The sequence below is a fragment of the Mycobacterium sp. 1164985.4 genome, assembly GCF_001668575.1.
Classification (GTDB): Bacteria; Actinomycetota; Actinomycetes; order Mycobacteriales; family Mycobacteriaceae; genus Mycobacterium.
Window position 1 is genome coordinate 76238 of record NZ_LZMD01000108.1, and the last position, 26988, is coordinate 103225.

Here is a 26988-nt window from a genome sequence, read left to right on the forward strand (position 1 = left end):
CGCGGTGGATCAAGACCTGATCGCGCCGCGCATCGACTCGCGGCAGGCCAAGCTGGCGGGCCGCGCGGCCGAGCAGATCGTCGCCGACGTCATCGAACTGGGCTGGCCGGTCGGCCACGTGCTCGGGTCGGAGGCCGAACTGCTCGAGCGTTACGGCGTGAGTCGGGCGGTGCTGCGGGAGGCGGTACGCCTCGTCGAGCATCAGCGCGTGGCGCGGATGCGACGCGGAACCGGTGGCGGCCTGGTCATCGACGAACCCGACGTCGACGCCGTGATCGGTCCGACGGTGATCTACCTGCTGCGGGCCAACGCCACGCTCGACGAACTCTTCGACACCCGGATCATCCTCGAGGAGCTGGTCGCGGAGTTGGCCTCGCAACGCGCAGGCGAGGCCGACATCAGCACCGTGCGCGAGACGTTGGCCGACGAATCGGAGGGCAACTTCACCGAGTACCGGCGGCTGCACACTCAACTGGCCGCGCTGACCGGAAACCCGGTGCTGCAACTGTTCGTCGAAACCTTCAGCCGCGTCATTGATTTCCACTTCGCCGACGAGGCGATGCTGCCCGCCAGCATGACCAAAGAGGTCCAGCACGCGCACGCCAGCATCGCCAGGGCGATCCTGACCAACAACCCGGGCGTGGCCCGCGAGCGGATGAGCAGACACCTGCGCGCCGAGGCGGACTTCATCCACCGCCAGCCCGCTACGGTGCAGCACCTGGACCCCACCGCCGCCCTCGCGGGCACCGACGGCGACAAACGCGGCGAGGCGCTGGCCCGGCAGATCTTCGCGTGGGTGCTCGACACGGGGGCGACACCCGGCACGTTCATCGGATCGGAAGCGACACTGATGGCCAAGTACAAGGCGAGCCGGGCGGTCCTGCGCGAGGCGATCCGAATCCTCGAATACCAGCAGATCGCGCTGACCCGCCGCGGCCCCGGCGGTGGCCTCTTCGTCACCGAGCCGGACAGCTTTGCGCTGACCGAGATCATCTCGATCTACCTGCGCCGCCACGGCGTCACCGCACAACACATCGGAGAACTGCGCACCGGGCTGGAACTGGCCGTCGCCGAGCGGGCGGCCGCCGCCGTGCACTCGGGCACCGTCGACGCCTCGATGATCGAGCGGGCGCTGGCCACCGAATCCGAACAGGGCGTCACCACTGCATACGCCAAACGCGAGGACTTCCACTCCGTGCTCGCCCGGCTCTCGGGCAACAAAGCACTCGAACTGGTGCACCGGGTCACCATGCGACTGGGCTGGAACTTCTTCGCCCAGTACGCCGGCGACGACCCGCAAGCCCTCGAACGCGCCTCGCGGGCCATCGATCCGGCGCATCGCAGCATTGCCGACGCGCTGCTGGCCGGGGACAGCGAGCTCGCCGTGGTCCGGATGCGCGCACACGTCTCGGCCACCATGCCGCCTGGGCGGTGACCTCTCGCTGACTCAGCTCGGGGCCTGTTCAGAGCTCGGTGTTGAGTATACTGTTTAAGCTAATTCAAGAGGGGAGCGCACGTGAAGCATCCGTGGGACCAGCGGCTCGGAGTGTGGTGGATCGCCGAAGATCGCCCCCATGCACCGGCGATCGCCGAGTCGCCCAGCGGGCGCACCATGAGCTTCGGCGAACTCGCCGCGGCGGCCCACCGGGTGGCCAATGCCCTGCGCGCCCACGGCCTGCGCGACGGGGAAGTGGTCGCCTACGCGCTACCCAATGACGTCGACGCCGTCGTGTGGCAGTTGGCGACCACCGAAATCGGCCTGCGCTATCTGACGCTGAACCCGACGTTGTCGACCGACGAATTCGCCTCGATCCTCGAGCACTCCGGCGCCAGCGCGCTGGTATCCCATGTCGAGTACCTCGATCGCTGCGCCGCCGCCGCGGGCGGCGCCACACTGGGCGTGGTCGCCGGTGCCACACCCGGAGACGGCGTACCGGCGGGGTTCGTCACCGATGCCGAATTCGTCGCCGATCAGCCGTCCACCCCGCCCGAGAACCGCAGACAGGGCGACACCATCCGGTATTCGAGCGGCACGACCGGGAAACCCAAGGGCATTGTGCGGGCGCTGGACAACCGCGATCCGTCCGAAGCCGCCAACGCCATGGCGGTGTTCGGGCGGGCCTTCGACTTCCGCCCCTTCGACGGTGCGCACCTGGTTTCGACCGGTATGCACCATGCCGGTTGCCAGAGCTTCTATCTCGGGGCGCTCAACGTCGGTCAGGCGCTGGTGATCCTCGGCAAGTTCGACGCGGAGCAGACCCTGGCCGCCATTGACCGGCACCCGGTCACGTCGGCCTACATGGTGCCGACCCAATTCGTGCGCATGCTCAAGTTGCCGCGGAATGTCCGCAGTAAGTACGACGTGTCGAGCCTGCGTTCGGTGGTGCATTCCGCGGCCCCGTGCCCGCTGCAGGTCAAGCAGGACATGATGGATTGGTGGGGCCCGGTGATCTGGGAGACCTACGGCGGAACGGAGGGTGCGGCCACCATCGCCAAGCCCTATCGGTGGCTGCAGAAGCCGGGCACTGTCGGCAGGCCGGTCCGCGGGATGAGCGTCAAGATCCTGGACGACGAGGGAAAGCCCCTGCCCGCCAACGAAACCGGAAATGTCTACATCGAATCCCTGAACGGGCCGGGCTTCGAGTATCGCAACGATGCCGAACTCACCGCGTCGGTGTACCGCGGCAACGCCTTCACGTTGGGCGACGTCGGTTATCTCGACGAGGATGGCTATCTGTTCATCTGCGATCGTGCCAAGGACATGATCATCAGCGGCGGCGTCAACATCTATCCGGCCGAGGTCGAAGGCGTCCTGTCGAGCCATCCGGCCGTCGCCGACGTGGCGGTGATCGGGATTCCCGATGCGGAATGGGGCGAACAGGTCAAGGCGGTGGTGGAACTCGTCGCCGAGGCGGAGCCGTCCAGATCCCTGGCCGACGAACTCATCGCCTTCACCCGCTCGCGGCTCGCGGGTTTCAAGTGTCCACGCTCGGTCGAGTTCACCGCTCGACTGCCGCGCACGGAGACGGGGAAGCTGATGAAACGCTCGATCAGGGACGCCTATTGGGCCGAAGCTGGCAGGCGGGTCTGAGGTGAGCGCGACCACGAGCCGAGGATCGCAATGAGCTTGACCCGCGAGGTCTTCGACGGCGAACAGGTCACCCCGACCACCGTCGCTGAAGTGCTCCACATCAAAGCGCTGCCTTACGACCGATTTCGGGCCGACCCGGTGAGCGTGACCGGTAGGCGCACGATCTACGGCGGGCAGGTGGCCGCGCAGGCGCTGCGCGCGGCGAGCTTGACGGTTCCCGACGATCGCGTCGCGCATTCCATGCACGGCTATTTTCTGCTCGCCGGCGACGCCAGCGCTCCGATCGAACTGCGGGTGGAACGCGACCGTGACGGCGGGCGCTACTCGGGACGACGCGTCACCGCGGTACAGAACGACGACGTGATCTTCTCGATGTCCTGCTCGTTCAGCCGCCCGAAGCCCGATGCGCCCGAGTATCAGGCCGGTGAGCTACCACGGGTACAGCAGCCGGAGCAGTTGGACACCCACCAGCTCAACGCCTCACGCACCTTCGACGTGGAGGCCCGCGTTCCCGAGGACACCCGGCCGTGGTACCGCTGGCCGGCACGCATGTGGTTGCGCATTCGCGAGCCGCTGGCCGACGACCCGAACGTGCGGGCCTGCGGCGTGGTGTTTCTCTCCGACCTGTGCACCGGGTTGTCCCGGGCACCGCAGATCGAGCAGGTCGGCCTGCTGCCCAGCGTTGATCACGCGGTGTGGCTGCACCGGGGTGCGGATCCGAACGACTGGCTGTTGATCGATCTCGATCCCGTCGCGACCGCAGGCGGACGCGGCATGTATTCGGGCCACCTCTACGACACGGACGGCACGCTCGTGGCCACCCTCGCCCAGGAGTCGCTGTTCGACATCCCCCGCCCTCGCGGCGAGAAGCGTTCGGACGCACGATGATTCGCGCGGGTCAGGTCGGCCGTCGGAGCATTCGCTTCGATCTGGGAAGTATCGCCTAAATTAGTATCCTTTACGTTAGGATGACGCCATGCCACGGGCCAGCAGTCCGGACGCAACGACGCGCACGGATCGCACGGACACGACAGACCAGGCGGATCGAACCTCGATGATCACCGCCGATACGCCGATGCTGCCCGCCGACGACAATTTCCATCCGGCCCCGGAGGGCGACCCGTACTGGGCCGAGACCACCTGGTGGTCCTTCAACATCCCGGAACGCAAAATCGGCTGCTGGCTGCACGCCACCTTCCACACCACGCGGCGCACCGTCACCTGGCGCGTCTACGTGTGGGACCCGCGCGGTGCCCACCCGGACCAGCTGCGCTACTTCCGGATGCAGACCGAGGTTCCGGTGACGGATCCGGACCCGGACCTGCGCGACATCGCCATCCCCGGCGGCGGCTTCTCGGTGCGCATGCTGCGACCCCTGCGCGAGTACCAGATCGAGTTCGCCGATGCGACAGCCGACTTCGCCATCCGCCTGCACTTCGAGGGCCTGCACGATCCGCGCCGGTTCACCCCTGGCGAGCCACCCTTCATGAACCACACCCACTTCGACCAGGTGGGTCACGTGACCGGCGTGCTGACGTTGGACGGCGAGCACATCCCGATCGACTGCTACTCGGTGCGCGACCGGTCCTGGGCGCCGCGGGGCGCGCCTCGCCCTCCGCGGAAGCCGGGCAGGGACAAACCATCGCACGACAACGGGCGGGTCCTGCACCCCGGGGGGTCACAGTGGCGACAGATCGAACGTGAACGCGGACGTGGACGCATCCAGTACGTGTTCGCCCACACCGGGCCCGAGGCCGGGTTTCTCGCGTTCGTGCGGGTTGCCGAGGGCGGCCCCGACGGCTGGTCACCGCTCAACCACGGCTGGCTGCTGCGCGACGGCGAATTCGCCTCACTCGTCAAATCGGCCAGTGTCATGAAGAACTACCGCGACCCGGTCACGGGATGGAGTTCGCACATGGAGCTCCGGCTGACCGACACGCTGGGCAGGCAGATGGCCACGGAGGGCTTCACCGTCAGCCACATCAGCGAATACGGCGGCGGCAGTACGGCATTGATGCGGTTCGACATGGACGGGCGGATCGGATGGGGTGAGGACCAGGACATCTGGGAGCCCAAGCATTTTGCTCGGATGCGTGACGCGCTTCAGGCGGTTCGGTGACGCCCGCATCGGACTTCGACCCATCGCAGGCGGCAGGAGGATGAGTATGGCTGGACCGTTTGAGGGTGTACGCGTCGTCGAGGTGGCGGCGTGGACCTTTGTGCCCGGCGCCGGCGCCATCATGGCCGATCTCGGTGCCGACGTGATCAAGGTGGAGCCCCCGACTGGTGATCCCCAGCGCGCGCTGCGCAATGCGCTCAACGCCGACGACAGCGCGCCCAATCCTTTTCTGCACGTGCCCAATCGGGGTAAGCGCAGCATCACCCTCGACCTGACCACCCCGGCCGGTATGGACGCGCTGCACCGGCTCGTCACGACCGCCGACGTGTTCCTCACCAGCTACCTGCCGAAGGTCCGGGCCAAACTGGGCATCGACCCCGACGATCTTCGCGCGGACAATCCTCGGCTGATCTACGTGCGGGGGTCCGGTTGGGGCAGCACGGGACCCAACGCGTCGACCGGTGGTTTCGATTCCGCCGCAGCGTGGTCGGCGGCGGGCGTGCAGAACAAGCTCACCGCACCGGGGGCGACGGAACCCGCCGCGCAACCCGCCGCGTTCTTCGACCTGCAGGGGTCCAGTGCCATCGCCGGTGCGGTGGCGATGGCACTGTTCCGGCGGGAACGGTCGGGTGAGGGCGCGCTGATCGACGTCTCGCTGCTGAACACGGGGATGTGGACCATGGGGCCCGACATCGCCGCGGCGGCGACCGGTTCGAAAGAACTGCCGCGCATGGAACGCAAGGCGGCACCGAATCCGATCGTCAACTACTACCGCACCTCCGATGACCGTTGGTTGAACCTGGTGTGCCTGCAGGCCGACCGCTTCTGGACTGAACTCTGCGCACTGATCGGGCGCGACGACCTGATCGACGACGAGCGGTTCCGCGACGCGTTTTCGCGGTTCGTCAACAGTGCCGAGTGCGTCGCGGAACTCGACGCGACGTTCGGTAGCCGCACGCTCGAGGAGTGGCGCAGCGCCTTGGCCGGATTCTCCGGCGTCTGGTCCGCGGCGGCGACGTTCGAGGAGGTCTGCGCCAGCCCGCAGGTCGCCGAGAACGGCTATCTGCCCGAGGTCGTCGGCACCGACGGCGAACCGTTCCGCCTGGTGGCCCCGCCTTACCAATTCGACGGCGTGCCAACCACTCCGGTCGGCCCCGCACCCGAACTCGGCCAGCACACCGAGGAGATCCTGCTGGACTGCGGCATGGACTGGGACACGATCGCAGGTCTGCGCGAACAGGGAGTACTGGGCTGACGTGTCAGGAGTACAGGTCGAGGACCGTTTCGTTGCCGAGGTTGCCCCAGAGCATCTGGCGGCCCGCACGATTCATGTGGGCGGTCCAGAGTTCCCTGGCCCCTACCGCATCCCCGTCTTCGATCAGCGCGATGAACTTCTCGAAGGTCCGCAGGGTCTGCTTGAACTGCTTTTCGATCACCTCGGGACCGGCGGCGGTTGTGACGGCGCGATCCATGTGCTTGGTGATGACATCGCGCAATACCGCCCCGACCAGGGCCATGGTGTTGTTTCCGGAACGTTCGAGAATGACGTCGTGGAACCGGAAGACGACCGCCGACCACTCACCGAGGTCGGCGCCCTCGACGCCTTCGGCGATCAGGGCAGCCAAAGCCGAACAGGTGGACCGCAATTCGGCGATGTCGTCGGGTTTGGCCCGTTTGGCCAGCAGCTCGACGGCCGCCGGCTCGAACACCTTACGCGCCTCGTACACATCGGCCAGCGTGGTTTTGGACATCTGCAGCAGCAGGCCGAAATCACGTGCGGCCACCGCGGTTTCAGGCGAGGACACCAGCACGCCGCCCCGCGAGCCGCGGCGCACCACGATCAGCGACTCGCTCTCCAGGATCCGGAATGCCTCGCGCAGCGTGGGCCGGGATACCCCGAACTGCCGAACCAGCTCCACCTCGGTCGGCAGTGCGTCGCCCTTCTTGAGCACCCCGCGGACAATGCTGCTGCGCAGGTGCTCGGCGATCAGCTCGGCGGTCTTGGGGGCACGGACGAGCTTGGACGAGCGGTCGCCACGGCCGTTCAGTTCCATCGCCCTCCTGCCCCACTCCCCGAAGATGCCAACGAAATAGCTAATTCAGCTTACTCAATGACGTCCACCTAGGAGGAATTCAGTGACAGCGACGACCGTCTCCACGCAGAAGGGCTTGTTCATCGACGGCGCTTGGACGTCGGGTACCGGCAACGACACCGTCACGGTGGTGAACCCGGCGACCGAAGAACCCATCGCCGAGGTGCCGCAGGCGACCGTCGCCGACGTCGACGCCGCTGTCACCGCCGCGCGCACCGCGTTCGACGAGGGACCGTGGCCGACGATGCGACCAGCCGAGCGTGGGCGCGTCCTGGCCGCGATGGCCGACGAACTCACCCGCCGCCGAGACGAACTCATCGAGTTGAACATCGCCGAGGCCGGTTCGACCCGCATGCTCGCCGAGATGCTTCAGGTCGGTACCCCGATCGACCACTTCCGTGACCTGACCGATCGGGTACTGCCGCAGTTCGACTTCGAGCCGCCGGTGCGCCCCGTGATGGGCCACGGCATCGGCCAGGGCATGATGATGCGCGAAGCCTACGGCGTCGCCGCCCTGATCACTCCGTTCAACTTCCCGTTCCTGCTGAACCTGGCCAAGATCGGACCCGCGTTGGCCGCCGGGTGCACCGCGGTGCTCAAACCGTCGCCGTACACGCCGCTGGAGGCGCTGGTGCTCGGTGAGGTGGCCGAGGCCGCCGGTCTGCCGCCGGGCGTGCTCAACGTGGTCACCGGCGACATCCCCGAAGGGGAGGCGTTGACGACACATCCCGGGGTGGACCTGGTGAGCTTCACCGGCTCGGATGCGGTGGGCCGCAGGGTCTATACCCAGGCGGCGGAGTCGTTGAAGAAGGTCGTTCTCGAACTGGGCGGCAAGTCGGCGAACATCATCCTCGACGACGCCGATCTCGACAAGGTGATGGAGAGTGTGCTCGCGGGCATCGTCACTCACGCCGGCCAGGGTTGCGCGCTGTTGACCCGGATCCTCGTGCACCAGTCGCTGCACGACGAGCTGGTCGCCCGCATCGCCGGAGTGCTCGGCTTCATCAGCGTGGGCGACCCGTCGGATCCGGCGACGATGATGGGCCCGTTGATCCGCGAGGTGCAACGCCAGCGGGTCGAGTCGCTGATCGCGGCCGGAGTCGAGGAGGGTGCGCAGATCGCCTTCGGCGGAAAGCGTCCCGCGCAGTTGGAACGTGGCTATTTCGTGGAGCCGACATTGTTCGTCGGGGTGGACAACTCGATGCGCATCGCCCAAGACGAGTTTTTCGGCCCGGTCGGTGTGGTCATCCCGTTCAGCGACGACGACGAGGCGGTGCGGCTGGCCAACGACAGCCGTTACGGCTTGGCGGGCGGTGTCTGGTCGGCCGACCCACTGCGGGCGGTGGCGGTGGGACGCCGGTTGCGCGCCGGTACGGTCATCATCAACGGTGGTGGCGGCGGACTGAACCCGAGCGCGCCCTTCGGCGGGTACAAGCACAGCGGCATCGGGCGGGAGTTCGGTGAGCACGGGCTTTCGGAGTACTTGCAGCACAAGGCGCTTCAGTGGCCGGTGGGTTGAGGTGAGGCCATGAGACTGGGTCGAACGCTCGCCGCTGCGGCGGGTGTCGCCGTGCTCTTATCCGGTGCGGTGGTGGCACATGCGCAACCACCGCCGCCGCGGCCACCGGGCTCGCCCGACTACATCGACCACACCGTCTGGGAGTACCACGGCGACCGCGCGACTCTGCGGATCTACCCCACGCCGTGGGGCTGGGCGGGGTCAGGCCCGTTCAGCAACGGCGCACAGAGCTACGACGCGTGGGCCGAGTTGCTCGCACACGCGCCCGACGCCAACACACTGTCCATGCAGAACCAGTTCATGTGCTACTGGCAGCTGTCCACCTTCACCAATCCGGGCAAGGTCGGCACGTGGAACCTCGAGCCGTGGCGACCGGTCGTGTCGAGCATCATCATGCAGAATTCGGGGTGCAATCCGGGCGGACCGGACGACGTCCTCAACTGGTGATCGGCGCGAACACCGGATCGATCAGATCGGCCACCCCGGCCCACGGGATCGTGATCGAACGCACCTCCCTGCCGAATTGCCCCTCGGGGAAATACATCTGGATGCCGGCATCGGTCGGAATCCAAAATCGGAAGTTGCGTTCCACCGGAGCCCACCCCGCGTAGTACTCGCCCCATCCGCCCAGCGGCGGTTCCGGGTAGGTGGCGGGCAGGATCTTCTTCGTCAGCTCGCCCAATCGGTTCAGCCCGGCCTGCTCGTCGACGAACAGGTTCTTCCAGACGATTTGAATCCCGCTGCGGGAGTCGAAAACCCGCGTGGCGACGGTATCGACGGGCATGTTCGGCAGGTCGAAGGCGTTGTACTGGCCTTGCCACAGTTCCGAGATGGTCATCGGCCGGAACAACAGCCTGCCCTGGGTGTTGAACACCCATCGTGAGCTCTTGCTGGCGCTGGCGGCGAAGAGCCACACCTGACCGTCGGCCTCGTCGTCGAGGATCCTGTTGATCGCATCGGTGACCGCCGGGTCGCCGCCCGCGAGCTTCTCGTAGTTCACCGTCCACTCACCGGGGCCCTGCGGGCTGGTCCCGCCGCGTACGTCGGGCACGACGGTGTAGGTGACCCCGTTGGATGTGGTGTCAGCGGCGGCCGTCGGCGACGTCGCGATGAACGCCCCGACCAGCGCCACGCCGAGGACGACGCCCGCCCACCGCGCGAAAAGCCGGCTCACGGCAGCACGACATCACTGGCCAGCCAGCGGCCGTCGACCTTTTCCATGGTGATGATGATGCGGTTGCGATCAAGGCGCGGTTCGGGATTCAGCGCGTTGGTGACCGACTGGTCGAGAAAGAGCATGACCTCGACCTTGTCCTTGGTCGCCGATTTGATGCCGGCCGCGATGACTTTGCCGTCGGCCCTGGCCTTGTTGTCGATCAGCGCCTGTTTGAGCTGATTGCTGGACTCGCTGTACATCTGCTTGAAGTCGCCGGTCGCACCGTCCAGCACCGCCGTGAAATTCTCGTCGAGCTTGGAGGCGTCGACGCTGGTGAGGACGACCGCGTACTGTTGCGCCGCGGCGAGGGCCTGCTGACCGGCGTCGGTCACCTCCCGCTCCCGCTTCAAGTCGAGGGCCAGCACCACGCTGGTGGCCAGCGATCCGATCACGAGCAGGGCGCCAAGCCCCAGCGCGACGCCCTTCCTACTGGGCCGACGCAGCCACCGTCGCCGCGGTGAATCAGGATCGGGCTCATCTGCTTTCGCCTCCGGCTCCGATTCGGGCTCGCCGGCGGTGGCCTCCTCGCCGGCTTCCTCCGGCCGGGTCTCGTCGGCGTCGTCGTCCTCGGTGGCGTCCAGTGTCAGCACCTGTTCGCGGTTAGTCATCTATTGCTCCTTTCAGGGTAATCGAGCCGGTCCGTTTGCTTCGCCTCACGGCCCACTCGGCGGTGGCGGAAGCGGGAGGGCGGGACCGCCGTACGGCGTCGGGATGGTGAGCGGACCGGTGGGAACCGGATCGGCACGTTGCAACGGATGTGCACCGGGCGGCGGTCCCGCGGTGTCGTCACCGGGTGGACGCGGTGCGTTACGGGCGCCGCGAACAAGGTATTTCGGGTCGGGGTTCGGACAGTAGGTGTACAGGAAGGGCTCCGGGAAGTCGGTCAGCGTCGGCGGCGCCTTGGGCAGGTTGTAGTCACAGCCGTATCGCGAGTACAGGCTCACCGCTCCCCACACCCCGCCGTCGCGGAAGGTGCTGCCGACCGCTTCGAGCGCCGACCCGGTCCGGTATTGCGGGAAGAAGAACTCTTGCAGGGCGGGCACCCGCAGATACGCCAACTGGACACGGTGGTCAGGTTCCCGAGCAACTGCACCATCGTCGGCGAGTTGTCGGCGATCACGGCGTCGACGCCCGAGAACGCCTCGGGTGCACGGTCGAGCAGGGTCCGGTATCCGCCGTCCATGCGTTCGACACCGGCGAGGATCGTCGACAAGTCCGACGACGTCGCGGCCATGCCCGGGCCGACGTCCCGCACGGTCGACAGCACCACCTTGCTGTTGCGGATCAGGCTGACCGTCTGGGGCAGAACCGAATCCAGCGTCGACACCAGAAATGCGCCACCGTCGAGAATCGCGGCGAGTTTGTCCGCCCCCTCCGGGCCGACCCGCAGTTCGTCGAGGACCGCCGACAACCGCGCGCTGTCGACCTGTTCGAGTGTGCCGTCGAGATCGCCGAGCAGTTTGGCCAGCGTCACCGGTGTTCGCGTTCGATCGCTGGCGATCTCGGCGCCGTCGGCGAGGTAGGGACCGTCGTTGCGGTCGGCGCGAAAGTCGAGATACTGCTCACCAGCCGGCGACAGCGCGGAGACCCTGACCTCGGTGTCGGTGGGAATCCGGGTGCCCGGATGCAGCGCCGCCACCGCGACGGCGCCGGTGTCGGACAATTCGATGGCGCGCACCCGGCCTACGGGTACGCCCCGCAGCGTCACGTCCTGCCCCGGCAGCAGGCCACCGGTCTGAGCGAGATGGACGCGAACCAAGGACTCGGTGCTCACCGGATCGAGGCGCAGCGTTCCGAACATCAGATACGTCACGCCGACAACGAACATCATCGCCAGCGCGAATGCCGACAGCCCGAGACGGCGCACCTTGGCCCACCGCAGCGCGTTCAACAGCAGTCTCATGGCGGTCCCTCCAGAGACGCACCCGGCGGGGCAGTCGGCGGGGGTGGCGGCAGGCCTGGCGGCGGTGGAGCGGGCGTGAGGTTGGCCGGGTTGGGCCCGATCAGGTTCGGTGGAGGCACCACACCGGGCGGCGCCGTGGGCTTGCCCCAGAACCGGTTGCGAATCATCAACAGCTCGTAGGAGATGCTGCCGACGAGGTTGCGGAAGTCCTCGCGGCCCGGCCCCCGGCTCCCCGGATCGGCCGGGTGGAACCGATCGGCGAATGCGCCGACGGCCAAGTCCGCGAGATCGATCTCGACGTTGGACGCGGTCGAGTTGGTGGTCTTGAGTATCGGGCCGAACATCAGGTTGAAGTTGGCCAACGACGCGCCGGGAGCCGTCGACGCCTCGTTGAGCCCCTCCGAGAGCCTGTTGAGGTCGGCCATCATGCTGCGCGACTCCTCCCCGCGCACCGACGGGAACTTGGCCAGCTGCAGGGTGATCCGGTTGACCTGGGCGATGAGATCGACGATGCGGTCGGTGTTCTCGGCGACGGCGCCCAGCGCGGGACCCGCCGCCTCGACGGCCGCATCGATGGACTGCTGGCGGGCCGCCATCGTCGCGGAGAGGTCGTCGGTCTGCGCTAGCGCGCGCTTGATCGAATCCGAGCGGGCCGAGAGGCTTTGGATCAGCCGGGTGGATTCGTCGACGAACTTGTTGAGGTCCTCACCCTTGCCGCCGACGGCACGGCCCATACCGTTGATCACCCGGGTCAGGTTGCGGATCGCTCCCCCGTTGACGAGCATCGCCGCGGTGCTCAGCACGTCCTCCACCGACGCCGCCGACGCGGTGGAGTCCAACGGCAGCACCGCGCCAGGCGGCAGCGGTTCGGTCGCCGCGGAAGCGCCAGGCGGCGGGGTCAGCGCGACGAAGATGTCGCCGAGCGGAGTGGCCGAACGCAGCTCGGCCTTTGTGCCGGAGGGTATCTGGACGTCGGAAGAGATCCGCATCGTCACAACCGCCGTGTAGTCACGGGCGGTCATCGACTGGACCTCACCCACATCGGCGCCCGACAACCGAACCTTCGCCTTGGCGGGCAGGTTCAGCGCATTGGCGAACGACGCGCTGATCTCGTAGGAGTCCTGGCCGACGGACGGCGCGGGCAACGGAACCCGGTCCAGGCCCATCGAACACCCCCCGAGCGCACCCACCAGGAGCGCCGACGCGGCGAGTGCGCCGAGGGCGCGGGCGCTTCCGCGTGTCGGTGTCATGGGCTTCGTCATGAGCCCTTTCATGGGCTTCGTCATGGTCCGAGGCCTGCCAATCCCTCGAGCATGCTCGTCACCCCGAAATCGGGACCGAAGTCCTGAATGGTGCCCGTCGTGCAGCCCAACTGCTTCATGCCCAGCAGGTTGCAGACCTCCTTCGTGAACTGACCGTTGAGTTCGACCTTGTCGAGCACGGGATGCGCACGGATGGCGTCTTTCTCGTGGTCGATCATGTTGTAGACGTTGTCGAGCAGCATCGGCGCCACGTCCAGCGACTCGGCTAGTTCGCGGCGGTACTCGGCGATCGCCTTCGTGGTCGTCTCCATACCCGCGGTCGACGTCTTCAGGGCCTCCCGGTTGTCCTCGATCAGATCGGCTGTCTCAGTGAGGATCTGATTGATCTGCGCGCCGGTCGATCCGCTGCCGAGCTGTTCGGCCGCCAGTACGTCGCTGAGTTGACGCATCGAGGAGCCGAAGTCGCGGATGGTCTGGTCGTTCTCGGCGGCCGCGGTGGTCAGGCTCTCGAGGTTGGTGACGATCTTGGTGATCGCGTCGCCGGTCGGCGCACCGCGTTCCTTGCTCATCTTCAACGCCGTCGAAAGCTCGCCCAGCGCCGAGCGGATCTTCGTGCCGTTGCCCTCGGTCATCGCGGCGCTCACCGAGAGTAGGTCGGCCACCGGGCCGGAACCGTGACCGTCGCCCTGCAACTGCACTGCCAGCTTGTCGATCATCGCCAGCACTCGGTCGAATTCGACGGGTGTCCGGGTGCGATCGAGCCCGAGCGTCTGACCATCGGTGAGCGTTGGGCCACCCTCGTAGACGGGCGTGAACTCGACGTGCCTGTCGGTGAGGATGGAGGTGGACACGGTCACCGCCTGTGCATCGGCCGGGATCTTGACTCCCGGCTCGACGCGCATCGTCACCTCGACGTAGGCGCCTTTCGCCTCGATCTTCTCGACGGAGCCGACCGGCATGCCCAGGATCGACACCGCATTGCCTTCGTAAAGCCCACTGGCACTGTCGAACAGGCCGATGATCGTCATCGCCCGCTCGCCGAACGGATTGCTCGAACAGCCGCACGCACCGCACACCATCGCGACGATGGCGATCAGCTTCAGCAGTGCCCGTGAACTCATTTACAGTCCCCGAAGTACGGCGGCAGGTTGAACTGCTTGGCGCGCCCGCTGATCGCACACACGAAAGAGTCGATCATCGAACCGCCTGTGGAGGTGAAGTCGAACTCGTTGCCGTTGCCGGTGGCGTTGGCGAAGTTGCGGACCGTGACGGGCATCAACTGCAGCGTGCTGCGTAACAGCGCGTCGTTGCGGCCCACCGCGCCCAGCATGCCCTCGAGGTTGTGCAGCAGTTCGTCGATGCGCTGCCGGTCCCCGATCAACACGGGCCGCAGCTGATTCACCAGCTTCGTGGTGGCATCGATCAACCGGACCACCAAGTCCTTGCGCGCCGCCAGATCGCCGAGGACCTCGCGGCCCTGGGTCATCAACAAGCCCAGGCTGCGCTGCTGGTTGCCGAGCAGTTCGGCCACCTGTTCGGTGCTGCGCAACAGGTCGTAGATCTGATCCCGGCGCGATGCGATGACCGATGACAGGTGCTCGATGTTCTGCAGCGCCTGCGGGAGCACCTCGGGTGCGCCCTGCAACTGGGTCGACAGCGTCGTCATCGACTGTGCGATCTTCTCGGCGTCGACTGCCTCGAAGGTTGTGGTTGCATCCTGCAGGGCGGACTGCAGGTCGTAGGGGACCTCGGTGTTGGCAAACGGAATCCGTTTGTCCGACAACGGCTTCGAACCAGCCGGTTGAACGTCGACGTACCGGGCGCCGAGCAGCGTGGTCAGCTTGATCGACGCGCGGGTGGCCGAGCCGAGCGGTATGTCGTCGTCGATCTCGAGGCCTACGGCCACCCGGTCGCGCGAGAGTCGCATGCTGGTCACGCGACCGACACGCACACCGGCGACGGTTACCTGGTCACCCACGCTCAAGCCCGCCGCCTGCGCGAACTCGGCGGTGTAGACGTCTTTTCCCAACCCGAGCCTGCCGAGGCCCAGCGCCCCACCGAGGGCCAGCGCGATCACCAGGACCGAGATCACGCCGAGCTGAAGCTTGCTGTACGACCCTACGGAGCGGAGCCACACGCGTTTCCCGGCCGTCTTGTCCAGCACCTCTGTCATCGTCCTCACCGACACTTCTGGCTGTAGGTCAACCGGTCTTCGGGCGTGCCTTCCCGCACGATCGCGTTGATCAGGCTGTCGATCCGCGGGAACTGGCTGACGGTCAGGTTGCACGCGTAGACGTCGAGATAGGCACCGCCCTGGCTGAACCGGGCCATACCCTTGAGCATCAGCGGCGTGTTGAAGGCCATGTAGGCGAAGCCCTGTTTGTCTTCCATGAAGTGTTTGGCGAAGCCCGGTTCGCGGGCCAGCCATTCCCGCATGTCCGGTTGGACGTCGGTGATGACGTTGGCCAACCGTTCGCCCACGATCGACACCTGGTCCATGGAGTCGACGAATTCCGCACGGCGTGCGGCGAATCCGTTGAACGTCGCCTCCGCCGAATCGATGGTGTCGTTCAACGCACCGCCGTGGTCGGCCAGCGAGGCCACCACCTTGTTCAGATGGACGAGCACGCCGTCGAGGATCGCGTCGGTGCCCGAGTAGGACTCGGCGAGGCGGGTCGTCTCGGAGATCATCGTCGCGATCGCGCCGGTGTCACCCTGCAGAGACCGCACGATGGCGGTCGTGAGATTGTCGACCTGGTCGGGGTTGAGCAGCGCGAACAGCGGTTCGAACCCGTTGAGCAACCGGGAGATGTCGAACGACGGTTCGGTGTGCTCGACGGAGATCACCGCGCCGGCGGGCAGCACGCGTGGGTCGCCGTAGTCGGCGAGGGACAAACCGAGGTAACGCTGGCCGATGATGTTCTGGTAGACGATGGCGGCCTTGGTGTTTCCGTAGAGCACCTGTTCGGACTGCACCTGAAACTGCACACGCGCTTCGGTCCCGTCGAGCGCGATGTCGTCGACGCGGCCCACCTTGACACCGGCCATCCGCACCTCGTCACCGACCTTCAGCCCGGACACGTCGGTGAATATGGCGTTGTACGAATGGGTTTGGCCGTCCACCTCGCGTTTGAGGGTGACGAACACCGTCCAGATCAGGGCCAGGCAGACGACGAGGAATATGCACAGCCCGGTCAGCGGGCGGAGATGCCTTCTCAGCGGTGTCCTGACGGGTGGGCCGGTCGAGGTCACGGGCCGTTCCTCCCCTCCGGAGCGGTGGGCCCGGGAAGCGCGGCCTCCGCGGGCAGGGGCAATCCCGGCGGCGGTGCCGCCGCTGCGTGCGCCGAGGGATCCGGGATGATCTGCACGGTGTTACCCCGGGCGACCGGACCGAACAACAACTCCGTGGCGGCATTCGGCTCCGGTCCGAGCAGTTCGCTCAGCTGGGCACGCTCTTCGGGGCTGCCGACCGGGCCCACGTTGCCGCCGGGCGGCTGGTAGTTGCGCGGGTCGAGTTGTCGCGGCAGCACCGGCGGGTCGGCAGTCAGCGGGGCGGTGCGGCAGCTCGGTCCCTCCAGGGCGCCATAGCGCGGGCAGTCCTGGCGGGTGTACATCCGGTTCGGGGTGAGGACCAACATGAACTTGCCGACCGCCATGTTCTTGTCCTCATGCCACACGTGGTCGAAGAAGCGGTTGGTGACGTCGTTGATCCGGGTGACGATCGGCGCGAAAGCGCCTGCACCGTCGGCCATCACGCCCATGACCGGTGATAACTGGGTGGTGATCACGATCATCCGGTCGGTGTTGTTCTCGAAGGCCGTGCCCACTTCGCCGAATGTGGCGTGTCCGGCGGACAGGAAGTGAGCCAGGTCCTGACGCTTCTCGGCGAAGGTCTGCATGGGCACGACCGCACTGTGCACCGCGTCCAGCAGGTCCGGTGAGCTGGTCTGAAGACCTTGCAGCGCCTCGGACAACACCGAGAGCGTGGGCTCGGTGCCGTCGTCGGCCATCACGCGGTTGAGCTGGTCGACGATGCGGTTGGCCCCGCTGCCGGCACGTTCGAGTTCGTCACCCCGACCGCTGGTCGCCTCGGCGACCGCGGACAGTACGCCGACCGAGTCGGTGGACCCGGGCCGTCCCGCGGCGGCGAGCACCTCACGCAGTTTCGACAGGGCGGTCTGGAACTGGACGGTGGCCAGGCTGTCGTCCTGGTGGATCTGCGCGCCCGACCTCAATGCGGGGCCGGAACCGTTGTCCACCAATTGGATCGACGACACCGCAAAGACGTTGCCGGGAACGACGCGGGCGGTGACCGTGGCTGGGATCGCGTGCGCGAAATGCGGGTCCAGGCTGAGGTCGACCTCGTTGTCGCCACCGTCGATGCTCGGTGTGACGCCTTCGACGGTGCCGACCAGCGCACCGCGGAACTTGACATCGGAGCCCTTCGGCAGGCCATCTCCGACATTGGCGAGCAGGGCAATCACTTCGACCCGGCTCGAGAACACCCCTTCGGATTTGGCGATCGCCGCGGCCGCCAACAGCACGGTGCCGAGCAACAGGGCGACCCCACGCAGCAGCAGTCGCGAGTCCGATACGGGTTTGGCCGCGGATTCGAAACTCTGCGCCATCGTCAGCCTCCGAGCCTTGCGCCCGAGCCGATTCCCCACAACCCGATGGTGAGAAGGAGATTGGCGATGATCATGACCGAGATGCTGGCGCGCATCGCGCGGCCTGCGGCGATGCCGACGCCTTGCGGTCCACCGGCGGCGAAATAGCCGTAGTAGCACTGGATGGTGGAGGTGATGATCACGAAGGCGATCGCCTTGATGACCGAGTACACGATGTCCTGGCCGGTGAGCACCAGCCGGAAGTAATGCTCGAAGGACCCCGCCGACAGACCGCCCGCGAACGTCACGATGCTCTGCACCGCCGCGTAGTTGACGACCAGGCACAGGATGTAGAGCGGGATGATCGCCACCACGGACGCAAGCAGGCGAGTGCTGACCAGGTACGGCAGCGGACGGATCGCCAGCGACTCGATCGCGTCGATCTCCTCGGAGATCCGCATCGAGCCGAGCTGCGCGGTGAACCTGCAGCCAGCCTGCGCTGCGAACGCCAGCGCTGCCATCACCGGCGCGAGCTCCCGGGTCGACACCGTCGAAGACAGCAGTCCCGCAGCGGGTTCCATGCCCAGCAGGTGCAATGCCTGGTAGCCCTCGATGCCCACGATCGCGCCCGCCGTCGCGCCGAGAAGGATGATCACCCATGCGGTACCGCCGCCGACGACGATCGATCCGTTGCCCCATGTGACGTCGGACAGAATGGTCAGGAAGGCCTTGCGGTAGCGGGTCACCGCCAACGGGAACCCGGCGACCGCGCGGCTGAAGAAAGTCAGCATGTGGCCCAGTCGCACGCCGAGGCCGGCGACCGACGTTGACGCGGTCAGGATCGGCCGAACGCCCTTCGGGTAGTACGGCGCCGCCATCAGAGCGCTGCCTTGGGGAAGAGCAGCACATACATCTGGGTGAACACCACGTTGGTGATCATCAGCAGGAGAATGGACGCCACAACGGTGGCGTTCACCGAGTTCGCCACACCCGCCGGGCCGCCCTTGGTGGTCAGTCCCTTGTCGCACGCGACGATCGCGACGATGGCGGCGAACACCACCGCCTTGATCATGGTCAGGACGAGGTCGCCAACCGTCGCGAACGACGCGAAGGTCATCACGAAACTGCCCGGCGCGCCGTTCTGCGCGAAGGTGTTGAACAGGTAGCCGGCGAGGAAGCCGATGAAGCACACCAGTCCGGTCAACGCGACGCCGACGACGATGGATGCCGCCAGCCGAGGGACGACGAGCCGGCGTACCGCCGAGATACCAAGCACCTCAAGGGCATCCACCTCTTCACGGATGGTGCGCGATCCGAGGTCGGCGCAGATCGCCGAACCCACCGCCGATGCCATCAGCAGGGCGGCCACCAGCGGTGCGCCCTGACGGATCACCGCCAGGCCGCTGGCGGCACCGGCCAGTGAGGTGGCGCCGACCTGGCCGGCCAGCAGGGCGAATTGGATCTGCAGCGTCACCCCGATCGGGATCGCCACGCACATGGTGGGCAGCATCGCCGTCGACGCCATGAACGCCGCCTGTTCGACGAACTCCCAGAACGGGAATCGCCACCTGACGATGTCGACGATGAGGTACCGGATTGCCTGCAGGCCCAGGATGCACTGACTGCCAACGGTATTCAGCGCCGCGACGGGGTGACGCTGGACATAACCGCGCCCCCAGTCGCCGACCTCGCCGAGCGGGCTGGGGTACACCTGTCGCGGGGTCGTCATCCCGCACTCACCAGCCGTCAGCCACGTGGTAGTCCGAGCGCCCGCTCTGCAATGACGTTACGCAATACCTCGTTGGTCCCTCCGGCGATGGTGAAAGCCCGTCCGTAGAGAAACGCATCTTGCCACCAACCACCGTCGCGCACATGCGAATCCGTCTCGATTCGAACACCGTCGTGGCCCTGTAGCTGCAGACCGTACTCGTGCAACGCCAAATTGATCTGACTGAACAGGATTTTCGACACCGGCGCGTCGGCCATGTCGGCGCCGCCGTGCAACGCCCTGCTCTCGTTGTAGGCCGCGACCAACGAATTGACGTGTACGTCGGCGACGAACCCGCCGATCGCCTGGCGCACATCGCGGCGGTCGAGTGCAGAGCCTCCTTCCACGCGGTCGTCGGCGCCGGACGTACCGGGCAGCGTGCCCGCGAGCCGGACGAGCCGCTGCAGCGCTCCGAACAGCGACGCCCCACTCCCCGCTCCTGCGCGCTCGTGCACCAGGCTGGCGGTCGTCACGGCCCAGCCCTGATCGACCTCGCCGATCACGCGCTCCGCAGGAACGCGCACGCCGTCGAGGAAAACCTCATTGAAGTCCGACGTTCCGGTGATCTCGCGCAGCGGCCGCACCGTGACGCCCGGCAGCGACATGTCCAGAGCGAAGGCCGTGATGCCCGCGTGCTTGGGAACGTCGGGATTGGTGCGGGCCAGCAAATAACCCCAATCGGCGTGCTGGCCGTTGGTGGTCCACACCTTCTGACCATCGATGACGAAGACGTCGCCATCGCGACGTGCGCGGGTGCGCAGTCCCGCGAGGTCGCTGCCGGCATCGGGCTCGCTGAACAGCTGGCACCAGATGTGCTCGCCCGACCGGATCCGGGGCAAAAAGTAATCTTTTTGCTCGGTGGTCCCGGAGGCGATGATCGCCGCCGCCGCGAGCATCCCGCCGCCCACCGGGCCAGGCGCGTTCACACGGATCAACTCGTCGATTACGACCGATTCGTGCAGCGGATGCGGATCGGGCAGGCCACCGTACTCGACCGGCCAGTTCACTCCAAGCATTTGCTCAGAGAACAGTCGCGCGGTCCACTCCCGAAGTTTCGGAATGTCGTGCGCTTCCGGCGCCCGAACGCCGGTGCGACCATGTCGAGGCGGTTGACATCGGGCGGCCAAGGCACGCACCCGCTCCCGCAGCAAGTCGAGGTGCGTGTCCTGTTCGAGGTGCAATTCAACCCCTCTCCCTTGAATGGCCGAACCAGCAATCGAGCTTAATCAGTATCCTGTATCTTGTGAAGGCTTTTCCAGATCCCGTCCTTCCGTCACCGATCAGAGCCGAGGAGACGCCGTGAATTTCGATCTCACCGACGAGCAACGCGGGCTGATCGAGGTCACCCGCGAGTTGCTGGAACGACATGCGTCGGTGGCCGCGGCCCGGGCGTTGATCGATGGACCGGCGGGCTACGACGGCCAGTTGTGGCGTAAGGGGGCCGAGCTCGGATGGCCCGCGTTGGCCATCCCCGAGGAGGACGGGGGCCTTGGCCAGCAGGTCATCGAATGGGCTTTGGTGGCAGTCGAATTGGGGCGCGGATTGGCGAGCACGCCCTTCCTGCCGACGGTCGTGGTCGCTGACGCCGTGACCCACTCGACCGTGGACGGTCGCGCCGACATGTTGTCGGCACTGGCCTCGGGTGCACGAACGGGGGCCTGGGCCTTCGCCGAGATGGGACGGCCCTGGTCGGTGACGGGCCTCCAGACCACTGCAGCGCGCGACGGCTCCGACTATGTGCTCGACGGCGCGAAGGCGTCGGTCCAGGACGCCGATTCGGCCGCCATGCTCGTGGTCGACGCCGTGCTCGACGGGCGTCCTGCACGTTTCCTGGTGCCTACCGACGCGACCGGCGTGAAGATCGAGCGACAACACACACTCGACGTGACCCGCCGGTTCTGCGACGTCGTGCTCGACGGCGTGAGGCTGGACCGCGCGGCGATGCTCGCCGAAGGCGCGCCCGCAGAGGAGTCCATCGTCCGTTCGTGCCAGCTCGCGGCTGTGCTGACCTGCGCCGAACTGGTCGGGATCGGTGAGCGCCTGCTCGAGCTCACGGTGACCTACGTCAAGGAACGGGTGCAGTTCGGTAGGGCGGTCGGCAGCTTCCAGGCGGTCAAACACAAGTGCGCGGACATGCGGATCTGGAATCAATCCTGCGCCGCGGCAACGTACTTCGCTGCGATGGCCATCGACAGCGACCACCACGACAGAGCGCACGCCGCGAGCGTGGCGAAGGCGTATGTCTCCGATGCGGTGAATCGCCTTGCCGGCGAGGCGCTGCAGCTGCACGGCGGCATCGGTTTTACCTGGGAGCACGACCTGCACCTGTATCTGCGTCGCGCGCGGGTGGGTGCGGCGCTCTACGGCGACGCTGACCACCACCGCGAGCAGCTGTTCCGTGCGCAGGTGCTGGCTTCTGCCTGACCTTCCTGCACCTGGCGAACGCTCAGCGATTCCAGCTCAGTTTCAGCGAGTCCAACCCGAACACCTGCCCGGCGTGCTCGATGGGTGGTTCGGCGACCCGGTAGTCGGGGATGCGGGCGTGCCACTCTTGAAGGAACACCGTCATCTCCTGGCGCGCCAGGTGTGAACCCAGGCACCGGTGTGGACCTGCACCGAACGAAATGTGTCGTGTGATGCCGCGTTCGAGGTCGACCTCGCGGGCTCGGAGAAACACCGTCTCGTCCCGGCCGGCGGCGGCCAGCGGGAACGAGGCCATGTCGCCGGCCTTGACCGGACACCCGTGAAACTCCAAGTCACGAGTGGCTTTTCGGGCGGTCTGCACGATCGGATAGACGCGCAGCAACTCCTCGATGGCCTGCGGAATGAGCTCGGGTTCGGCCACGATGCGAGTGCGGTCGTCGGGATGGGTGGCCAGGTGCAGCATCGCGTAGGACAGCTGGCTTGCCACGGTGTCCAGTCCCGCCATGAACAACAGCAGCAGGCAGTTGAGCAGATCGCCGTCGCCGACCGGCTCACCGTCGATCGTCCACCCGAGGGCTGCGCTGACGATGTCGTGGGCATCGGGATCCGGGTCGGCGCGACGCTGGTCGATAAGCGTCTGGAAGTAGCCGACCACCTGGGTCATGCCTTCCAACCGGATCGCCATGGCTTCGTCACCGGTGCCGGACTGGTGCAGCATCTTGTCCTCCCAATCGAGGAACTCATCCAGTCGCTCGATCGGCATGCCCATGATGTTGAGGAAGATGTGCGACGGAAACACCCTGGCCGCCTGCGTGACGAACTCGCAGGCGCCGTCGGCCGAGATGCGCTCGACGAGTTCTGCTGCGAGCCTGCGGTGTTCGTCGCGCAGGCCCTTGACCCTGCCGGGCGAGAAGTAATCGGCAAGCACCTGTCGCCACTTGGCGTGCTGCGGCGGATCGACCATCACCGGGATCCACTGGTAGGGCGGATCGGGATCGGTCGGAACGATCACGCTGCTCGACCACATCTCCGGGTGCTGCAATCCCTCGAGGATGGCGGCGTAGTCGGTGAACATCCAGTAGCCGGCCTCGCCCTCGGTGTTGCGGAACACCGGGCGCATGTGGTCTTGGCGCGAATCGATGCTGGAGAATCCTGTCAAGGCCGGTCCGGCGAGCGCGGCCAGCTCGAACGTGTCCACCGGGCACTGCCCAACCTGCTGTTCAGCCGTCACGTCGTGAACCTCTCGTCAATCGGCCGGCCGAGCAGCGCCATGTGCAGTGGGCCTCGACCGTGTCGCCCACTTCCCCTGTCTACGAGGAGATTTCGCCAGGGCAACAGGCCCGGTCGAGGCGAGTCGCCGGGTGTGATCCTGGACTCCGGGGTGATGCTCAAAACGTATTGGACGGTACCAAGGGTCTTGCGGCCGCGGGGGCAACTTGCACGCTTTGGAAGCGCCCGCCGCACTCAGGTGACGGCCGTACCGACCAACAGTCCGACGACGTACGTGGCTGCGATGGCCACCGCCCCGAATGCGAGTTGTCGCAGCGAGGCGAACCACACGGGGCGCCTGGTGAAGCGCGCGGCCACACCGCCGGCGACAGCAAGGCCGATGCCGCCGCACGCCAGTCCGGCCCAGAGGGTTTCGAATCCGAGCAGGTACGGGATGAGCGGGATGATGGCGCCGACGGTGAACATCAGGAACGACGATCCGCCCGCGACCCAGGGCGAGGGCTTCTCGCGTGGGTCGACGCCCAACTCCTGGACGAGGTGGAAGTTCAAGGCGCGGCTCTCGTCTTGGTGAACCTCCTCGGTGGCCTTGGCCGCCGTCTCGCGGCTCATGCCCATGTCCATCAGCATCGCCACCAGCTCGGCCTTCTCGGCCGCAGGATGCTTTCGGAAGGCCCGCCGCTCCACCAGCACCTCGGACTCGAGCTGCTCGTTGGCGGTGGTGACCGAGGTGTACTCCCCCAGCGCCATCGAGAAGGCACCGGCTAGCAGCCCGGCGACACCGCTGATGACGACGGTGTGGGCGCTGGCGGCCGCGGCGACACCGGCGATCAGTGCGGTATTGCTGACCAGACCGTCCATGGCCCCGAAGGTCGCGGCGCGCAGCCAGCCGCCGGTGACATTGGAGTGCCGGTGCGTCGAGGTGTGCGGCACTCCGGTCGGGGCGGTCATGACGACGATTCAACCCCTCCGGTTTGACCTGGTCTAGTCAGGATTGCCTGGGTTTGCCACATCACAGTTTGCGGAAGCGCGCAGAAGGCTACCGTCGAGTCATGACCACCACTGCGGAACATCTGCGCAACGCGCTCGACGGCCGTTGGCGCGATGTGAAGAACCGGCTGCGCGAAGAACTGTCCAGCGAGATCTTCCGCCCGCACTACACCCCGAACACCGTCATCGCAAGGACCAAGGTCGCCGAGCAGCTGAAGATCATGGCGGCCCAGGGTTCGGCCGAGGACGGATTCAAGAAGGAACACGGCGGCAACGGCGATGTCGGCGCCGCGGTGACCCAAATCGAGATGCTGGCGATGTCTGACCTCTCGCTGATGGTCAAGGCCGGTGTGCAGTGGGGCCTTTTCGGCGGTGCGATCGAGAACCTCGGCACCGAGCGCCATCACGAGAAATACGTCCGCCGGATCATCGACTGCGACCTGCTCGGCTGTTTCGCGATGACCGAGACGGGCCACGGCAGCAACGTGCAGGCGTTGGAGACCACCGCGACGTACGACCCGGCGACCGAAGAGTTCATCATCGACTCGCCGACACCCACCTCGCGCAAGGACTACATCGGCGGAGCCGCCGAAACCGCCCGGATGGCAGCGGTATTCGCGCAGCTGATCACGCCGGACGGCGTCGGTCACGGTGTGCACTGTGTGCTGGTGCCGATCCGCGACGAAGAGGGTAATGACCTGCCGGGCATCACCACGTCGGACTGCCACTACAAAGGCGGTCTGCCGGGCGTCGACAACGGTCGGATTCAATTCGACAAGGTTCGGGTCCCGCGCGAGAACCTCCTCAACAAGTACGGTGACGTGGCCCCGGACGGCACCTACAGTTCGCCGATCGAGAATCCCGGCAGACGATTCTTCACGATGCTGGGCACCCTGGTGCGCGGGCGCGTCACGGTGGGCGGGAGCGCGGCGGCCGCGGCCCGCGTCGCGCTCGACATTGCGACGCGATATGCGTTGCAGCGCAGGCAGTTCGAGGCGCCCGGGGCAGACCACGAGGTGGTCATCATGGACTACCTGGTGCACCAGCGTCGGCTGCTGCCCTTGATCGCGAAGTCCTACGCGCTGCAGTTCGCGCAGAACGAGCTCGTCGCGAAGTGCCACGATCTGCAGAGTGCCGAGAACCCCGACCCGGAGGAGCAGCGCGAGCTCGAGGCACGGGCGGCCGGGTTGAAGGCGGTCAACACCTGGCACGCCACGCAGGCGATCCAGGAAGCGCGCGAAGCATGCGGCGGCGCAGGCTACATGGCCGAGAACCGGCTCATTGCGCTGAAGGCCGACACCGACGTGTTCACCACGTTCGAGGGCGACAATCACGTGCTGATTCAACTCGTGGCCAAGCAGTTGCTCACCGCGTACGCCGACGACATCAAGAGCATGAGTCCGGTCGAATGGGTGCGATTCGCCGCGAACTTCGCCGGTGAACGGGTGCTGAAACGTACTGCGGCCGAGACGATCATGCAGACCATCCTCGATACGCGGCAGGACAACGAGGAGGAAGGCAGCCTCTTCAACCGCGGCACCCAGGTCAAGATGTTCGAGGACCGCGAAGAGTACATGATCTCCACCGTGGCGCGCCGGTTGCAGGGCAAGTCGAAGGAGATGAGCGAGTTCGACGCCTTCAACGCCGTGCAGGACCACGTGCTGCACAGCGCCCAGGCCCACATCGACCGGGTGATCCTCGAGGCGTTCGTCGCGGGCATCGATGCCTGTGAGGACGAAGAGGCACGGACGATCCTGAACATGGTGTGCGATCTGTACGCCCTGTCGGCGATCGAAGAGGACAAGGCGTGGTTCATCGAGCACCGCTACATCTCCACCGAGCGGGCCAAGGCCGTCACCCGCGGCATCAACGAGCGGTGCCGGTCGCTACGCCCGTACGCCGAACTGCTCGTCGACGGGTTCGGCATTCCAGAACAGTTGCGCTACGCGGAGATGCTGCACCCCGAGCACATTCCCGACGCCGAGGAGCACATTGAGCAGCACGCGATCAGTTCGGGGACGATCGAGCCGAAGTAGTTCCTGCTTAGACGGCGGTATTGGGCGGCCTGCCCCCAAAGAGTACTGGCACGGAGGCGCGCATGTGGTTCGAGGCACGGGAGCGTCGTGAGGCCATTCTCGCGGCTAGCTTGTGCGCATTCGATAACTTCGGCACATGGTCCCTGCTGTAACGACACAGCGTGTCTGTGAAGTGAGCGGGGTGTTCCGATCACCGAGTGGTTACCGTCCATCAGAAGGTCGGCAACGTGATAGTCGGCAGAGTCGGCAAAGTCGGCATGGTGACCGTCGGCATGGTCGGCATGGTCGGCATGGTCGGCAAAGTCGGCATGGTGACCGTCGGTACGGTCGGCATGGTCGGCATGGTGACCGTCGGCACGGTCGGCATGGTCGGCAAAGTCGGCATAGTGACCGTCGGGACGGTCGGCAGAGTTGGCAGGAACACATCGATCGGCGGGGCGTTGAGCCCTCCCGGAATCACTGGCCAGGACCACACCGTCGCACCCATGGCGGGGTTGATGGGACCCGGACCGTACCAGAAAGCATCAGCATCCAGGGCATAGGGTTGCTGTGCTAACTGCAGGCCTGGCGTGACCGGCGAGGGGGCGGCACTCGCTACACCACCCGCGCTTACTCCCAGGATGCCGATGCCCAGCGCACCGGAGACAATTGCGGCATAGGTAGCCATTTTCAGATTCACAACGCACCCCATCAAAGTCACAACCAAACGCTGTCGAAAGCGCAACACCATCGT

General features: G+C 66.4%; 23 protein-coding genes and 1 pseudogene. 9 read left to right on the forward strand and 15 right to left on the reverse strand.

Annotation, left to right across the window (positions count from 1 at the left end; translation table 11 throughout):
• Window positions 1-4 precede the first annotated feature (4 nt).
• The 5 genes from A5650_RS23960 to A5650_RS23980 all read left to right on the forward strand — a co-directional run bounded on the left by A5650_RS23960 (window position 5) and on the right by A5650_RS23980 (window position 6465).
• Complete coding sequence (locus A5650_RS23960; RefSeq protein WP_067297867.1) at window positions 5-1435, forward strand: FadR/GntR family transcriptional regulator; 1431 nt, start codon at window positions 5-7, stop codon at window positions 1433-1435.
• A gap of 81 nt (window positions 1436-1516) precedes the next feature.
• Window positions 1517-3091: an AMP-binding protein gene (locus A5650_RS23965; RefSeq protein WP_067297871.1), complete on the forward strand. Its 1575-nt coding sequence runs from the start codon at window positions 1517-1519 to the stop codon at window positions 3089-3091.
• Window positions 3092-3121: 30 nt separating this feature from the next.
• Window positions 3122-3979 (forward strand): acyl-CoA thioesterase, encoded by an 858-nt coding sequence (locus A5650_RS23970; protein ID WP_067297874.1) that lies wholly within the window; start codon window positions 3122-3124, stop codon window positions 3977-3979.
• 166 nt (window positions 3980-4145) lie between these two features.
• The gene (locus tag A5650_RS23975; RefSeq protein WP_156744323.1) at window positions 4146-5210 is read left to right on the forward strand and encodes a DUF7064 domain-containing protein; all 1065 of its coding nucleotides are present in this window, start codon (window positions 4146-4148) and stop codon (window positions 5208-5210) included.
• A gap of 46 nt (window positions 5211-5256) precedes the next feature.
• Entirely contained in the window at window positions 5257-6465 is a 1209-nt protein-coding gene (locus A5650_RS23980) for a CaiB/BaiF CoA transferase family protein (RefSeq protein WP_067297882.1), read from the forward strand.
• 4 nt (window positions 6466-6469) lie between these two features.
• Here the strand turns inward: A5650_RS23980 and A5650_RS23985 are convergent, their stop codons facing one another.
• Entirely contained in the window at window positions 6470-7264 is a 795-nt protein-coding gene (locus A5650_RS23985; protein WP_067297886.1) for a FadR/GntR family transcriptional regulator, read from the reverse strand.
• 82 nt (window positions 7265-7346) lie between these two features.
• On the opposite strand from A5650_RS23985, the gene A5650_RS23990 reads away from it, so the two are divergent.
• Entirely contained in the window at window positions 7347-8822 is a 1476-nt protein-coding gene (locus tag A5650_RS23990; protein ID WP_067297889.1) for an aldehyde dehydrogenase family protein, read from the forward strand.
• A 9-nt stretch (window positions 8823-8831) separates the two neighbouring features.
• The gene (locus A5650_RS23995) at window positions 8832-9269 is read left to right on the forward strand and encodes a DUF2599 domain-containing protein (protein WP_067297892.1); all 438 of its coding nucleotides are present in this window, start codon (window positions 8832-8834) and stop codon (window positions 9267-9269) included.
• Here A5650_RS23995 and A5650_RS24000 read toward each other — a convergent pair.
• The 11 genes and pseudogenes from A5650_RS24000 to A5650_RS24050 all read right to left on the reverse strand — a co-directional run bounded on the left by A5650_RS24000 (window position 9259) and on the right by A5650_RS24050 (window position 20759).
• Window positions 9259-9996, reverse strand: a complete 738-nt coding sequence (locus A5650_RS24000) for a hypothetical protein (protein ID WP_067297895.1) — start codon at window positions 9994-9996, stop codon at window positions 9259-9261. The genes A5650_RS23995 and A5650_RS24000 overlap by 11 nt on opposite strands.
• The gene (locus tag A5650_RS24005) at window positions 9993-10646 is read right to left on the reverse strand and encodes an Rv1363c family protein (protein WP_067297898.1); all 654 of its coding nucleotides are present in this window, start codon (window positions 10644-10646) and stop codon (window positions 9993-9995) included. The genes A5650_RS24000 and A5650_RS24005 overlap by 4 nt, the downstream gene beginning before the upstream one ends.
• A gap of 45 nt (window positions 10647-10691) precedes the next feature.
• A pseudogene (locus A5650_RS24010) lies at window positions 10692-11941 on the reverse strand (MlaD family protein).
• Window positions 11938-13203, reverse strand: coding sequence for an MCE family protein (locus A5650_RS24015; RefSeq protein ID WP_082950927.1), 1266 nt, complete (start codon window positions 13201-13203; stop codon window positions 11938-11940). Before A5650_RS24015 ends, A5650_RS24010 begins: the two are co-directional and overlap by 4 nt.
• 20 nt (window positions 13204-13223) lie before the next feature.
• A complete protein-coding gene (locus tag A5650_RS24020) occupies window positions 13224-14324 on the reverse strand; it encodes an MCE family protein (RefSeq protein ID WP_067297903.1) in 1101 nt (366 codons plus the stop codon).
• Window positions 14321-15376 (reverse strand): MCE family protein, encoded by a 1056-nt coding sequence (locus A5650_RS24025; RefSeq protein ID WP_067298009.1) that lies wholly within the window; start codon window positions 15374-15376, stop codon window positions 14321-14323. The genes A5650_RS24020 and A5650_RS24025 overlap by 4 nt, the downstream gene beginning before the upstream one ends.
• A 5-nt stretch (window positions 15377-15381) precedes the next feature.
• Window positions 15382-16455, reverse strand: a complete 1074-nt coding sequence (locus A5650_RS24030) for an MlaD family protein (protein ID WP_156744318.1) — start codon at window positions 16453-16455, stop codon at window positions 15382-15384.
• Window positions 16452-17831, reverse strand: coding sequence for an MlaD family protein (locus A5650_RS24035; RefSeq protein WP_067297906.1), 1380 nt, complete (start codon window positions 17829-17831; stop codon window positions 16452-16454). The genes A5650_RS24030 and A5650_RS24035 overlap by 4 nt, the downstream gene beginning before the upstream one ends.
• A 2-nt stretch (window positions 17832-17833) precedes the next feature.
• Window positions 17834-18688, reverse strand: a complete 855-nt coding sequence (locus A5650_RS24040; protein ID WP_067088009.1) for an ABC transporter permease — start codon at window positions 18686-18688, stop codon at window positions 17834-17836.
• Complete coding sequence (locus A5650_RS24045) at window positions 18688-19539, reverse strand: MlaE family ABC transporter permease (RefSeq protein WP_067088011.1); 852 nt, start codon at window positions 19537-19539, stop codon at window positions 18688-18690. Before A5650_RS24045 ends, A5650_RS24040 begins: the two co-directional genes overlap by 1 nt.
• Window positions 19540-19556: 17 nt before the next feature.
• The gene (locus A5650_RS24050) at window positions 19557-20759 is read right to left on the reverse strand and encodes an acyl-CoA dehydrogenase family protein (protein ID WP_067297911.1); all 1203 of its coding nucleotides are present in this window, start codon (window positions 20757-20759) and stop codon (window positions 19557-19559) included.
• Window positions 20760-20877: 118 nt separating this feature from the next.
• On the opposite strand from A5650_RS24050, the gene A5650_RS24055 reads away from it, so the two are divergent.
• The gene (locus A5650_RS24055) at window positions 20878-22002 is read left to right on the forward strand and encodes an acyl-CoA dehydrogenase family protein (protein WP_067297914.1); all 1125 of its coding nucleotides are present in this window, start codon (window positions 20878-20880) and stop codon (window positions 22000-22002) included.
• A gap of 22 nt (window positions 22003-22024) precedes the next feature.
• On the opposite strand, the gene A5650_RS24060 is transcribed toward A5650_RS24055, so the two are convergent.
• Both A5650_RS24060 and A5650_RS24065 read right to left on the reverse strand, forming a co-directional pair.
• Window positions 22025-23233, reverse strand: a complete 1209-nt coding sequence (locus tag A5650_RS24060; protein ID WP_082950920.1) for a cytochrome P450 — start codon at window positions 23231-23233, stop codon at window positions 22025-22027.
• A gap of 233 nt (window positions 23234-23466) precedes the next feature.
• Window positions 23467-24180, reverse strand: coding sequence for a VIT1/CCC1 transporter family protein (locus tag A5650_RS24065; RefSeq protein WP_067088018.1), 714 nt, complete (start codon window positions 24178-24180; stop codon window positions 23467-23469).
• 101 nt (window positions 24181-24281) lie between these two features.
• On the opposite strand from A5650_RS24065, the gene A5650_RS24070 reads away from it, so the two are divergent.
• Window positions 24282-26255, forward strand: a complete 1974-nt coding sequence (locus A5650_RS24070) for an acyl-CoA dehydrogenase family protein (RefSeq protein ID WP_067297920.1) — start codon at window positions 24282-24284, stop codon at window positions 26253-26255.
• 211 nt (window positions 26256-26466) lie between these two features.
• On the opposite strand, the gene A5650_RS27015 is transcribed toward A5650_RS24070, so the two are convergent.
• Window positions 26467-26985, reverse strand: coding sequence for a hypothetical protein (locus A5650_RS27015; RefSeq protein WP_156744320.1), 519 nt, complete (start codon window positions 26983-26985; stop codon window positions 26467-26469).
• Window positions 26986-26988: the final 3 nt, after the last annotated feature.